Genomic DNA, 11,726 nt, shown 5'->3' with positions numbered 1-11,726 from the left:
CGGGGAGGATTTAGCGAGCGCCTCTGGTGGAACCGTTGCGCGAGCGCCATGTTGGTCGCGACATGCACGCTTTCGCGCAGCTTCTCGATTCGCTGATCTATACGCGGTCGCGCAACGCCAAGCTCAAGCTGATCGGCGACTATCTAAAAGCAACGCCCGATCCCGATCGTGGCTGGGCGATGGCGGCGCTGACCGGCGATCTCGACCTTCCCGCGGTCAAGCCAGCGGTGATCCGCGCGCTGATCGAGGAGCGCGTCGACCCGGTGCTGTTCCGGATGAGCCGCGACTATGTCGGCGACACCGCGGAGACGATCGCCTTGCTGTGGCCCGGCGCAAATGACGGCAGCGGGGAGCCCTTGTCGGTCGGCCAGGTCGTCGACACGCTCAATTCGCTGTCGCGCTCGGACGCGCCGGCTGCGCTCGCCGCAATGCTCGACCGGATGGATGCGGAGGAGCGGTTCGCGTTGCTCAAGATGGCGACCGGTGCGCTAAGGATCGGGGTCTCCGCGCGGCTCGCCAAGACCGCGCTGGCGCAGGCATTCGGCGTCGCGGTAGAGGCCGTGGAGGAGGTCTGGCACGCCATCCGCCCGCCTTATGCCGAATTGTTCGACTGGGTCGAAGGACGCGGCCCGCAACCGACCGCGGCCGACGTGCCCGTTTTTCGCCCGTTCATGCTCGCCCATCCGCTCGAGGACGGAATCGTCGACCTCGCCGATTATGCCGCGGAGTGGAAATGGGACGGCATCCGCGTCCAGCTCGTCCATGTCGGCGGCGCGACGCGGCTCTACAGCCGTGCTGGCGACGACATTACCGGCAGCTTTCCCGACATCGCCTCGGCCTTCCGCACGCCCGGGGTCCTCGACGGCGAGTTGATGGTGAAAGGCGAGGCCCAGGGCGGCGCATTGGAAGATGGCGGCGGCGCCGCGAGCTTCAACGCGCTCCAGCAGCGTCTCGGGCGCAAGATCGTCTCGGCGAAGATGCTTGCCGACTACCCAGCATTCGTCCGCCTCTACGACATCTTGTTCGACGGCGGAGAGGACCTGCGCCCGCTCGCCTGGACCGATCGCCGCGCCCGGCTGGAAGCGTTTGCGCAGGGCCTGGAGGCCGATCGCTTCGACGTCAGCGCGTTGATCGAGGCGGAGGATTTTGCCGCGCTTGGAGAAATCCGTGCCGGTGCGCGCGATGCCGCGATCGAGGGCGTGATGCTCAAGCGGCGCGATTCCGATTACGTCGCCGGGCGCCGCACGGGGCTGTGGTACAAATGGAAGCGCGACCCGCTGACCGCCGATTGCGTGATGATGTACGCGCAGCGCGGCAATGGCCGGCGCTCGTCCTTCTACAGCGACTATACGTTCGGTTGCTGGACCGAAGAGGGCGAACTGCTCCCCGTCGGCAAGGCCTATTCGGGGATCACCGACGACGAATTGAAATGGCTCGACAGCTTCGTGCGCAACCATACGGTCAACCGGTTCGGCCCGGTGCGCGAGGTCGAGAGGACTCTGGTGCTCGAAGTCGCGTTCGATTCGATCCATGAGTCTAAACGCCACAAATCCGGCGTCGCAATGCGCTTCCCGCGCATCCACCGCATCCGCAGCGACAAGCCCGCGGCCGAAGCGGATACGATTGCCGGAATCAGAAAGCTGGTGACGTGATCAAGGCCCGCGGTGACCGGTCCGGTTGGTCAAGCCGCCCGCGGTGAGCGCCCACCAGCAGATGAACGGCTGCGCGAACAGGCGCGGATAATGATAGGCCCAGCCCAGGCCGGTGCCGGTCGACAGATCATGCACCGCATGGAGGATGTTGGCCGGATAGACGCAGACAGCGTAGAGCGCGAGCGCCGCCCCGGCGATGGCCCGGGTCCGTGGCACGAACAGACCAGCCGCGCCGGCAATCTCTGCAGCGCCGGTGAGCATGATGATGGCCAGAGGATGCGGCAGCGCCGACGGCATGATCCGCATGAAAAGATCCGGCCGCGTAATATGTATCACGCCGGCAAGCAGATAAAGCGGCGCGATCGTCGCTTGAGCCAGATCGGCGCGCCTTAACTGCATCATTTCCCCTTCGTCACGTCAGCATCATCTCTTCCGATCCGGCCCGCCGAGATGCCGACACATCTCCCTGCGCCCTGCCGAGCGCGTGAAGGACCGGCGCCGGGGGATGGCGCCGGTCCCTCGCTACCCCGGAAGGAATTAGGGCAGCATCACCGTGTCGATGACGTGGATCACGCCGTTCGACTGCATCACGTTGGCGATGGTGATCATCCCGGTGTCGCCCTTGTCGTCCATCACGGCCCAACCGGCGCCCATCTTCTTGAACTTGAGCATGCCGCCCTGCACCGTGGCGTAGCTGGCGGTGCCGCCGTTCGCCTTCGCCTTGGCGGCAATGTCGGCGGCGGTGATGCGGCCGGGCACGACGTGATAGGTCAGGACCGAGGTCAACTGACCCTTGTTCTCGGGCTTGAGCAAGGTGTCGACGGTGCCGGCAGGCAGCTTGGCGAAGGCGGCGTTGGTCGGCGCGAAAACGGTGAACGGCCCCGGACCGGACAAAGTGTCGACCAGCCCGGCGGCCTTGACCGCCGCGACCAGGGTGGTGTGGTCCTTCGAATTGACGGCGTTCTGGACGATATTCTTGGTCGGATACATCGCGGCACCGCCGACCATCGGGTTCTTCATCGCGGCGACGCCAGCGCCGGCGCCGGCGACCAATGCGGTCGCGAGCATCAACGTATGAATTGGCTTCATTTCCCTGACTCCTATTGCACGCCTTGTTTGGGTGCGTCGGAAGCTACGGATGCGGGACGCTGGCGGATGCAGCGGGGTACGTAGAATCAGGAAAAATTTCCGGCGGAGGGCTGTGGCGCCTCCGTCGGTGCGGGCCGGACCTAGGCGATCGAAAGCTTGCCGCTCGCCACGACCGGCCCGGTCGGCAGGCCGGTGGGCGACCCCCCGAGCGGCTCGATCGATACCGCCAGCGTGATCCCGGCTTTCAACGCGGCACGCTGGCCGGCGGCAAGCGTCATCCGCGACGGCCCGGCCGATGCCAGCACGCCCATCGGTTTGGGCACGCCATCGCCGCCGATCATCCAGAGTTGCGCGCTCTTGCCCGCAGGCGCCACCGCCGCCTCACCGACCCGCATCTCGCCGGTGGTCATGTCGACGATCGCCGGCATCGCACCCGATCTGTCGCTCATCACCAGCGAGGCGGCCATCATGCGATGCGCCGCGGGCGGTGTGACGGCTTGCGGGATCGGCCGCACGACCAGGAACAGAGCGAGCATCGCGGCGATGGCGGTCACCACGCCGGCGATCGGCCAACGCAGGCCGGGCCGCGACGGCGCCGCAGGACGAGCATCGAGCTGGGCGAGCCGGGCGGCGACCGACTCGGGCGCGGCGACTTCCGGATAATCATCGAACAGCCCCGCCAGCCGCTGGCGCCACTCCTCGACCTCGCGCGCGAAAGCGGGGTCTGCGAGCACCCGGCGCAGTGCCGCGGCGCGCTCCTCGCCATCGAGCAGGCCGAGCGCGAGTTCGGCGGCGGTCATGTCGGGATCGGGAGCGTCAGGCGTCATCGACACACCCCTTTAGCTGGAGCAGGCCGCGCCGCACGATACTCTTCATCGTGCCCAGCGGCATGTTCTTGCGTTCGGCCAGCTCGGCATAGGTCACGCCGTCGAAAAAGGCCGTGCGGATGGCGTCGCGCGAGCGCTCGTCGAGCGCGTCGAGGCAATCGTGCAGCCGCCGCGATTCTTCGTCACGCTCGGCAATCTCGCGCTGATCGGGCGACGCGTCGGCTACCATCGCGGCTTCCTCGATCGGATGCGCCGGCCGGGCGCCCCTTGCCCGCACCCAGTCGATCGCCTTGTTGCGCGCGATCGTCGCCAGCCACGAAATCGGGCTCGCGCGGCCGGGTTCGTAGGCGCCGGCGCGCTTCCAGATCGTAAGATAGACGTCGTGCAATACATCCTCGGCAGCGCTCCGCTCTCCGCAGATACGCAGGCATATGCCGAAAAGCTTCGCAGACGTCAGGCGATAGACATCCTGCAGCGCGGCGCGATCCTCCGCGCCCGTACGTACCAATGCCTCGGTCAGGCGGGCGCGCGCGGCGGCGGGATCGGTCGTTTGGCGCACCGTGCATGACTAGACGCCCGCGACGCTACAGGCAATTAGCGCGATGATGACCGCCACGCTCGCGCCGCTGTTTATGATCGCCTCCGGATCGATCCACGCGGTGGTCAATGCGATCGTCAAGGGCGGCAAGGACAAGATGGCGTCGCGCGCGATGACCGACGGATCGGCGGCGATCATCCTGCTCCCCGCCTTGCTCTTCGTGCCGTTGCCGCTCGGTGCCTGGACCTGGCTCCTGGCGACCGCGCTCGTCCACGCGCTTTATCTCTACGCGCTGATCCGGGCCTATCAGGTCAGCGATTTCTCTTCAGCTTACCCCGTGCTGCGCGGTACCGCGCCACTGGTTACGGCCGCCGTGACGCTCGGATTGCTCGGCGATCACGTCTCGACCGTGAGCATCGCCGGGATCGCGCTGATCGGCATCTCGATGTTCGTCCTGGCGATCGGTCGCCACCTCAGTCGCGCGGGGTTCGGCTGGGCAGTGCTGACCGGCTTCACCATCGCCGCCTATACCGTGATCGACGCCGCCGGCGTGCGGGCCGCGCCGACGCCATTCAGCTATATCGCCTGGATGTTCGTGACGATGGGGCTGGTCATCGTCGGGCTGTTCGCGATCCTGACGCGCGGCACATTGTTCGCCTCGATGCGCGAACAATGGCGGCCCGGCGCCATCGCCGGGGCGCTGTCAATCATGACGTACGGACTTGCCCTTTATGCGCTGTCGATCGGACCCACTGCGCCGCTCGCTGCCTTGCGCGAGACGGGGATGGTGACGGCGCTGATCATCGCCGTCGTGTTCCTGAAAGAGCGTGTGACGGTGGCGCGCGCGATGGCGGTGCTGGGGATTCTGGCCGGGGCTGGTCTGATTTTGCGGGGGTAGCAGAAGAATCCTCCCCGTTTACGGGGAGGGGGACCGCCGCCGGAGGCGGTGGTGGAGGGGCTCTCCACATCTACGTCGCTTGATGCTCGCCCCCTCCACCAAGCCGCTGCGCGTCTTGGTCCCCCTCCCCGTAAACGAGGAGGATTTACCCCCCAACGAAAAAGCCCGGCCCGCATTTCTGCGGACCGGGCTGTTTTCAAAGCAGAACCGGATCGGGTGTCAGATCGACGTCAGGTTCACCGCGGCGTACTTGCCACGACGATTGTCGACTTCGAGCTCGAACTCGAGCCGATCGCCTTCGTTCAGGCTGGTCATGCCGGCGCGCTCGACCGCCGAGATGTGAACGAACGCATCGGGCTGGCCGTCGTCGCGCTGAATGAAGCCGAAGCCCTTCATCGCGTTGAAGAACTTGACCGTGCCGGTCGCCTTCTCGCCAGTCAATTCGCGGCCACCGCCGCCACCGCCACCGCCACCGGCGCGCGGGCCGGCATCGCGATCACGCGGCGGGCCGCGGTCGGTCACCGGCATCGGCTCGCCTTCGATCTTGAGGTCGGTCGCCGAAATGCGGCCGCCGCGATCGACGAGCGTGAAGCCCAGCGGCTGACCCTCGGCCAGGCCGGTCAGGCCGGCCTGCTCGACCGCGCTGATATGGACGAACACGTCCTCACCGCCATCGTCGCGAACGACGAAGCCGAAGCCCTTTTGGCCGTTGAAGAACTTTACGACGCCGGTGCCCTCACCGACGACCTGCGGGGGCATGCCGCCACCGCCACCGCCGCCGCCACGGAACCCGCCGCCACCGCCGCCGCCGCGGAAACCACCACCGCCGCCGCCGAAGCCGCCACCACCGCCGCCGCCGCCGCGATATCCACCGCCGCCGCCGCCGCCATAGCTACTGCCGCCGCCGAAGCCGCCGCCACCAAAGCCACCGCCGCCGAAATCTCCGCCGCCGCCAAAATCGTCACCGCCGAAATTGTCGCGCTTGTCACGACCGCGACCACCACGATTGCCACGGCCACCTTTATCGAAACTCATGCCCTGTTCGTCTTTCCGGTTCGCCCCGTATCACATTCAAGAACCAACGCGTCGGACGACAGACGCAGGCCTTCGGGCGCAAACCAATAGCGCCTTGATGCGAGTCTTAACCCAAAATCGGCCACGCCGCGAACAAAATCGTCCGCATTCCTGCCCTTGTCGTCGCGATACTTGCGCGAGCGTGGCCGAGACGGCACAGCCGTGACCATGTCGATCATCGAACTTCTCGCCAGTCCGGCCGCCTGGGCCGCCCTGTTGACGCTGATCATCATGGAGGTCGTACTCGGCATCGACAACCTGGTCTTCGTCGCGATCCTGTCGAACAAATTGCCGGAGGCGGACCGCGCCCGCACGCGGCGAATCGGTATCGGGCTCGCGCTCGTCATGCGCCTTTTGCTGCTCACGACAATCAGTTGGATCGTCGGCATGACCGCGCCGGTGATCGATCTGGGGCTGACCGGGGCAGCCGACGCGCACGGCAATCCCAGCTTCGAAACGGCCTTCTCGATTCGCGATATCATCCTGATCGCGGGCGGCCTGTTCCTGCTCTACAAGGCGACGACCGAGATCCATCACAGTGTCGATCCGGCCGAATCGGACTCGCCGCTCGACAAGACCAACAGCCAGAAATCGCTCGGCTTCGCGACCGCGATCGCCCAGATCCTGATGCTCGATCTGGTCTTCTCGATCGATTCGATCCTGACCGCGGTCGGCATGACCGACGAATTGCCGATCATGATCGTCGCCGTGGTCGTCGCGGTCGGCGTGATGCTGATCGCCGCCGATCCTTTGTCCAATTTCATCGCGAAGAACCCGACCGTGGTGATGCTCGCGCTCGGCTTCCTTCTGATGATCGGCCTCGTCCTGATCGCCGACGGTTTCGGCGTCCATGTCCCCAAGGGCTATGTCTATACCGCTATGGCCTTCTCCGCGGGGGTCGAGATGCTCAACATCTGGAGCCGCAAGGCACGCGAGCGACGGGGCGCCCATTAGAACGCGCCCCTCGCTCATCTTTGGCTGAATAGAAATAGTTCACGCGGAGCCGCGGAGGCGCGGAGGTGATTTCGCGCAGAGGCGCGGAGGGCGCAGAGATAAAGCAGAGGTAAACTGAGCCTCGCAAGGCGAGGCTCGTTAATATTACGAGTCTATCCCGCCAGTTGCTCCCGCGAGATACCTCTGCGCTCCCTGCGCCTCTGCGTGAACCTTTTTTTCTTTCTGCCATTTTTGCGCTGAATGGGTGCGGCACAGGTTCGACCATTGAGCGTTCCGCCCGGAAGGGCTAGGCGCTAGGCGATGACCGTATATCTCCATGAGGAAGACCTTCCGGCCGGGCTGTTCGCGCCCGGTGCCGCGATCGCCGTCGATACCGAGACGATGGGGCTGATCACGCCGCGCGATCGGTTGTGCCTGGTGCAATTGTCCGATGGCGGGCCCGATGAGCATCTCGTTCGCTTCGGCCCCGGCAGCGACTATGCCGCGCCCAATCTCAAGGCGCTGCTCGCCGATCCGGCGCGCGAGAAACTGTATCATTTCGCGCGCTTCGATCTTGCCGCGATCAAGCACTATCTCGGGGTCACCGCCGGCCCGGTCTATTGCACCAAGACCGCATCGCGGCTGGTCCGCACCTATACCGACCGCCATGGGCTGAAGGAACTGGTCCGCGAGCTGCTCGGTCAGGACATTTCGAAACAGCAGCAATCGTCCGATTGGGGCGGTCCCGAACTGAGCGACGCGCAAAAGGATTATGCTGCGTCCGACGTGCGCTATCTGCATCGCCTGCGCGACGAACTCGATCGCCGCCTTGTACGCGAAAACCGTGCCGAGCTGGCGCGGGCCTGTTTCGACTTCCTGCCGTGGCGCGCCGAGCTCGATCTCGCGGGCTGGCCCGAGATCGACATCTTCGCGCATGTCTGACGTCGCGCTCCGGATGCGGTCCGAGCGCCAGCGCTGGGCGGCGCCGGGGAGCGGGCACGATACATTGATCGCGATCCTGCGTGTCGTGCTGCCATCGGCGGTCGGCGTCGTCGCCGCGCTGATGGTCTTCTTGCCGCTGACCGCCGGTGGCGACGTCAGTTTCGTGCTCGACCGCAACAAGGTCGAAATCACCAAGGAGCGCCTGCGCGTCCAGTCGGCGACCTATCGCGGCCAGGACGACAAGGGCCAGCCTTTCACCCTGACGGCCCAGTCGGCGGTACAGCGCGACGCCAGTCAGCCGATCGTCGAGATCAACCGCATGATGGGCGATATCTCGCTCTCGGATGGTCCCGGCAAGCTCGTCGCGCCAAAGGGCAATTACAATCTGAAGAGCCAGCAGGTCGACGTGTCGGGGCCGATCACCTTCACCGGTCCCAAGGGCTATAGTCTTCAGAGCAATGCGGCGACGGTCGATTTGCGGAAGCGCACGATGCAGGGCACCGGCGGCGTATCGGGTACCTTGCCGCAAGGCAATTTCAACGCCGATACGATGAACGCCGACCTCGAGAATCGCGTGGTGAAACTTGATGGGCGCGCGACCATGCACTTCACAGGCAAGGCCAAAGGCAACCGATAGCCCGGTTTTTTGGCGCATCCGCCGCGCACACGCTTGCCCGCGGCAAAGCGCCGGTGCATGGCGCGAAACTACGCCATGCATGAAGCTTGCCAATTGCTCGCGCGATAACCATTCAGTAACCAAGAGGCGGGCACTCAGGGAGCCGATATGAACGACGCCGTGACCCTGGAAGACATTGCACCGATCGCCGAGGCCCCGGTGATGCGGGGGCTGTCGGTCGTGTCGATCGCCAAATCCTACGACAAACGCGTCGTGCTGACCGACGTATCGCTGTCGGTCGGGCCGGGCGAGGTGATCGGCCTGCTGGGCCCCAACGGTGCCGGCAAGACCACGTGCTTCTATTCGGTAATGGGACTGGTGAAGCCCGATTCGGGCCGCATCATGCTCGACGGCGACGACATCACCGGATTGCCGATGTACCGCCGCGCGATTCTCGGCCTGGGCTATCTGCCGCAGGAAACCTCGATCTTTCGCGGGCTGTCGGTCGAAAAGAACATTCTCACCGTGCTCGAACTTGCCGAGCCGGACAAAGCGGCGCGCGAACGCCGGCTCGACCAGTTGCTCGACGAATTCGGCCTGACCCGGTTGCGCGACGCGCCGGCCATGGCCTTGTCGGGCGGCGAGCGCCGCCGTGCCGAGATCGCGCGAGCGCTTGCCGCCAATCCCTCGATCATGCTGCTCGACGAGCCGTTTGCCGGTATCGATCCCTTGTCGATTTCCGACATTCGCGACCTGATCGTCGAATTGAAGAAGCGCGGCATCGGCGTGCTGATCACCGACCACAATGTGCGCGAGACGCTCGACATCGTCGACCGCGGCTACATCATCTATGACGGCCGCGTGCTGTTCGCGGGCTCGCCCGAGGAACTCGTCGCCGACGAGAATGTCCGTCGGCTCTATCTCGGTGAAAGTTTCACGCTGTAGGACGATGACGAGCCCATCTCCCACTCGTCGCCCCGGCGCAGGCCGGGGCCGCTGGCGGAAAAAGGACCTCCATTTCAGAGCGGCCCCGGCCTGCGCCGGGGCGACGGGCGGACAGGCATGAGTCTCGCGCCGCGCCTCGATCTTCGGCAGTCGCAATCGCTGGTGATGACGCCGCAGTTGCAGCAGGCGATCCGCCTGCTCGCGCTGTCCAATCTCGAAGTCGAGACCTTCATCGCCGAGGAACTCGAGCGCAATCCGCTGCTCGACAGTTCGAGCGCGGGCAGCGACGATGACGGCCCGATCATCGAACGCGAAGCGCCGGCAGCGATGGGCGACGAGCCGGCCAGTGCCGATGCCCTGTTGAACGGCGAAAGCGGTGGCGAAGCCTCGCTCGACGTCGATTTCGCGGCGGAAAGCTTCCACCACGATTCGCCGTCGGACCAGGCCGGGATGGACGGGTCGCTCGGCCTCAACGGCGGTACGTCCGGCGGTGCGAGCGAGGACGGCCCCGATCTCGACGCCTTTGCCGACACCAGCCTCAGCCTCGCCGACCATTTGCTGCAGCAGGCGGGTGAGGTGCTGTCGGGCGCCGATATCTTCATCGCACAGCATGTGATCGACCTGATCGACGAGGCCGGATATCTGACCACTCCTCTGCTCGATATCGCCAACCGGCTCGGCGTGCCGCTGGTCCATGTCGAAACCGTGCTCAGGGTGATCCAGACGTTCGATCCGACGGGGGTCGGCGCACGCGACCTCGCCGAATGCCTCGCGCTCCAAGCGAAAGAGGCCGATCGCTACGATCCGTGCATGGCGCGGCTGATCGACAATCTCGACCTCGTCGCGCGCGGCGAGATGTCGCGGCTCAAGCGGATCTGCGACGTCGACGACGAAGATCTCGCCGACATGATCCGCGAGCTGCGCAATTACGATCCCAAGCCCGGCTGCCGGTTCGGCGGGGAGCCGATGCAGGCAGTGGTGCCCGATCTCTATGTCGCGCGCGCCAAGCAGGGATGGGCGATCGAGATCAACGCGGCGACTCTGCCCAAGGTGCTCGTCAACCGCTCTTATTATGTCGAATTGTCCTCGGGCCCGCAGGACAAGACGTCCAAGGCGTGGCTCAGCGAGATGCTCGCCAGCGCCAACTGGCTGGTCAAGGCGCTCGACCAGCGGCAGCGCACGATCATCAAGGTGGCGAGCGAGATCGTGAAGCAGCAGGAAGCGTTCTTCCTCCATGGCGTCGCGCATCTGAAGCCGATGACCTTGAAGCAGGTCGCCGATGCGATCGAGATGCACGAATCGACCGTTAGCCGGGTCACCTCGAACAAATATCTCAGCTGCGCGCGCGGGCTGTTCGAGCTCAAATATTTCTTCACCTCGGCGATCCAGGCGGCGGATGGGGGCGATGCGGTGTCGGCCGAGGCGGTCAAGTCGGCGATCCGTGCGCTGATCTCGGTCGAAGATCCCAAGGCGATCCTGTCCGACGACACGTTGGTCGACATGCTCAACGCCAAGGGTTTCGGTATCGCGCGGCGGACCGTCGCCAAATATCGCGAGGCAATGGGGATCGGCAGCTCGGTGCAGCGTCGGCGTCAGAAGGCGCTGGAGGGAGTCGGCTAGAATCCTTTCAGCCTGGCTGACTCGGCGCCGCGGCTGTGTCAGCTTCGCTGCAATCTGGTCTGATTTTTTACCGTTCGGCAAAACATTCGCTCTAATCCAAGGGCATGGCTGCACATTTCACCGTTCGGGCCGAGCCCTCGCGCGATTTGATTCGCATCTCGATGTCCGGCTTCTTCTCTCCCGACGATATCCAGGCTTTTCGTGACACGCGCGCCGCGGAACATGCGCGCCTGACCTGCGGCCCGAATCAGCATGTAACGCTCAACGACGTGAGCGCGATGAAGGTGCAGGCGCAGGACGTTGTCGCCGCCTTCCAGGACCTTCTTGCCGATCCGGTGTACCGATCGCGCAAGCTCGCCTTCGTCGTCGACCGCACACTCGCGCGCAGCCAGTTGATGCGCGCGCTGAATGGGCGCACCGCGCGATGTTTCGAGAATCGCGTCGAGGCCGAACAATGGCTCTTCGCGCACGATCCGGAGATGGTGGCGGCGTGACGCCTTTTCTCTTTTCCCGCGTCACCGCGGCGTAAGGCGCTTTCTCGGCCTTGTGCCGGGTCTACCCCTGCCGCAGCGTGGACGCGGTTTCATATCCC

14 protein-coding genes are annotated in these 11,726 nt (G+C 65.3%); 8 read left to right on the top strand and 6 right to left on the bottom strand.

The genetic code is table 11. From position 1 onward, the window contains the following. The first annotated feature begins 62 nt into the window (after nt 1-62). A complete protein-coding gene (locus tag SPR01S_RS15485; RefSeq protein ID WP_066590957.1) occupies nt 63-1,652 on the top strand; it encodes a cisplatin damage response ATP-dependent DNA ligase in 1,590 nt (529 codons plus the stop codon). Here the strand turns inward: SPR01S_RS15485 and SPR01S_RS15480 are convergent, their stop codons facing one another. From SPR01S_RS15480 to SPR01S_RS15465, 4 genes are all read right to left on the bottom strand, one after another. Continuing rightward, entirely contained in the window at nt 1,653-2,054 is a 402-nt protein-coding gene (locus SPR01S_RS15480; RefSeq protein ID WP_066590942.1) for a DoxX family protein, read from the bottom strand. A 135-nt stretch (nt 2,055-2,189) separates the two neighbouring features. After that, entirely contained in the window at nt 2,190-2,741 is a 552-nt protein-coding gene (locus SPR01S_RS15475) for a fasciclin domain-containing protein (protein WP_066590940.1), read from the bottom strand. 140 nt (nt 2,742-2,881) lie between these two features. Beyond that, nucleotides 2,882-3,568 (bottom strand): anti-sigma factor, encoded by a 687-nt coding sequence (locus tag SPR01S_RS15470; protein ID WP_084251230.1) that lies wholly within the window; start codon nt 3,566-3,568, stop codon nt 2,882-2,884. Beyond that, nucleotides 3,558-4,127 carry a sigma-70 family RNA polymerase sigma factor gene (locus SPR01S_RS15465; RefSeq protein WP_066590936.1) on the bottom strand — a complete coding sequence of 190 codons (570 nt, stop codon included), beginning with the start codon at nt 4,125-4,127 and terminating at the stop codon, nt 3,558-3,560. The genes SPR01S_RS15470 and SPR01S_RS15465 overlap by 11 nt, the downstream gene beginning before the upstream one ends. Before the next feature lie 46 nt (nt 4,128-4,173). Here SPR01S_RS15465 and SPR01S_RS15460 point away from each other — a divergent pair, with 46 nt between their 5' ends. After that, nucleotides 4,174-5,004 (top strand): EamA family transporter, encoded by an 831-nt coding sequence (locus SPR01S_RS15460; RefSeq protein ID WP_066590955.1) that lies wholly within the window; start codon nt 4,174-4,176, stop codon nt 5,002-5,004. 219 nt (nt 5,005-5,223) lie between these two features. Here SPR01S_RS15460 and SPR01S_RS22125 read toward each other — a convergent pair whose 3' ends face one another. Both SPR01S_RS22125 and SPR01S_RS21665 read right to left on the bottom strand, forming a co-directional pair. Continuing rightward, nucleotides 5,224-6,039: a cold-shock protein gene (locus SPR01S_RS22125; protein ID WP_066590934.1), complete on the bottom strand. Its 816-nt coding sequence runs from the start codon at nt 6,037-6,039 to the stop codon at nt 5,224-5,226. After that, entirely contained in the window at nt 6,036-6,257 is a 222-nt protein-coding gene (locus SPR01S_RS21665; RefSeq protein ID WP_157082289.1) for a hypothetical protein, read from the bottom strand. Before SPR01S_RS21665 ends, SPR01S_RS22125 begins: the two co-directional genes overlap by 4 nt. On the opposite strand from SPR01S_RS21665, the gene SPR01S_RS15450 reads away from it, so the two are divergent. The 6 genes from SPR01S_RS15450 to SPR01S_RS15425 all read left to right on the top strand — a co-directional run bounded on the left by SPR01S_RS15450 (nt 6,247) and on the right by SPR01S_RS15425 (nt 11,628). Next, nucleotides 6,247-7,032: a TerC family protein gene (locus SPR01S_RS15450; RefSeq protein ID WP_066590932.1), complete on the top strand. Its 786-nt coding sequence runs from the start codon at nt 6,247-6,249 to the stop codon at nt 7,030-7,032. The genes SPR01S_RS21665 and SPR01S_RS15450 overlap by 11 nt on opposite strands. Nucleotides 7,033-7,332: 300 nt before the next feature. Further along, nucleotides 7,333-7,953: a ribonuclease D gene (locus SPR01S_RS15445; protein ID WP_066590930.1), complete on the top strand. Its 621-nt coding sequence runs from the start codon at nt 7,333-7,335 to the stop codon at nt 7,951-7,953. After that, nucleotides 7,946-8,590: an LPS export ABC transporter periplasmic protein LptC gene (gene lptC, locus SPR01S_RS15440; RefSeq protein WP_066590928.1), complete on the top strand. Its 645-nt coding sequence runs from the start codon at nt 7,946-7,948 to the stop codon at nt 8,588-8,590. Before SPR01S_RS15445 ends, lptC begins: the two co-directional genes overlap by 8 nt. 147 nt (nt 8,591-8,737) lie before the next feature. Then, on the top strand, nt 8,738-9,514 hold the full coding sequence (gene lptB, locus SPR01S_RS15435; protein WP_066590926.1) for an LPS export ABC transporter ATP-binding protein: 777 nt from the start codon (nt 8,738-8,740) through the stop codon (nt 9,512-9,514). Between the two features lie 117 nt (nt 9,515-9,631). Beyond that, nucleotides 9,632-11,134 (top strand): RNA polymerase factor sigma-54, encoded by a 1,503-nt coding sequence (gene rpoN, locus SPR01S_RS15430; protein WP_066590925.1) that lies wholly within the window; start codon nt 9,632-9,634, stop codon nt 11,132-11,134. A gap of 104 nt (nt 11,135-11,238) precedes the next feature. Beyond that, nucleotides 11,239-11,628 carry a hypothetical protein gene (locus SPR01S_RS15425; RefSeq protein ID WP_066590923.1) on the top strand — a complete coding sequence of 130 codons (390 nt, stop codon included), beginning with the start codon at nt 11,239-11,241 and terminating at the stop codon, nt 11,626-11,628. Nucleotides 11,629-11,726: the final 98 nt, after the last annotated feature.

Origin of the sequence: Sphingomonas pruni NBRC 15498, from assembly GCF_001598455.1 — a bacterium.
Taxonomy (GTDB): domain Bacteria; phylum Pseudomonadota; class Alphaproteobacteria; order Sphingomonadales; family Sphingomonadaceae; genus Sphingomonas; species Sphingomonas pruni.
This window is presented reverse-complemented; position numbering and strand designations above follow the sequence as displayed.

Bases quoted from the DNA above. Each gene is read 5' to 3' on its own strand.
- SPR01S_RS15485 (WP_066590957.1), top strand. From the start codon at position 63: ATGCACGCTTTCGCGCAGCTTCTCGATTCGCTGATCTATACGCGGTCG.
- SPR01S_RS15480 (WP_066590942.1), bottom strand. From the start codon at position 2,054: ATGATGCAGTTAAGGCGCGCCGATCTGGCTCAAGCGACGATCGCGCCG.
- SPR01S_RS15475 (WP_066590940.1), bottom strand. From the start codon at position 2,741: ATGAAGCCAATTCATACGTTGATGCTCGCGACCGCATTGGTCGCCGGC.
- SPR01S_RS15470 (WP_084251230.1), bottom strand. From the start codon at position 3,568: ATGACGCCTGACGCTCCCGATCCCGACATGACCGCCGCCGAACTCGCG.
- SPR01S_RS15460 (WP_066590955.1), top strand. From the start codon at position 4,174: ATGACCGCCACGCTCGCGCCGCTGTTTATGATCGCCTCCGGATCGATC.
- SPR01S_RS22125 (WP_066590934.1), bottom strand. From the start codon at position 6,039: ATGAGTTTCGATAAAGGTGGCCGTGGCAATCGTGGTGGTCGCGGTCGT.
- SPR01S_RS15450 (WP_066590932.1), top strand. From the start codon at position 6,247: ATGTCGATCATCGAACTTCTCGCCAGTCCGGCCGCCTGGGCCGCCCTG.
- SPR01S_RS21665 (WP_157082289.1), bottom strand. From the start codon at position 6,257: ATGATCGACATGGTCACGGCTGTGCCGTCTCGGCCACGCTCGCGCAAG.
- SPR01S_RS15445 (WP_066590930.1), top strand. From the start codon at position 7,333: ATGACCGTATATCTCCATGAGGAAGACCTTCCGGCCGGGCTGTTCGCG.
- lptC (WP_066590928.1), top strand. From the start codon at position 7,946: ATGTCTGACGTCGCGCTCCGGATGCGGTCCGAGCGCCAGCGCTGGGCG.
- lptB (WP_066590926.1), top strand. From the start codon at position 8,738: ATGAACGACGCCGTGACCCTGGAAGACATTGCACCGATCGCCGAGGCC.
- rpoN (WP_066590925.1), top strand. From the start codon at position 9,632: ATGAGTCTCGCGCCGCGCCTCGATCTTCGGCAGTCGCAATCGCTGGTG.
- SPR01S_RS15425 (WP_066590923.1), top strand. From the start codon at position 11,239: ATGGCTGCACATTTCACCGTTCGGGCCGAGCCCTCGCGCGATTTGATT.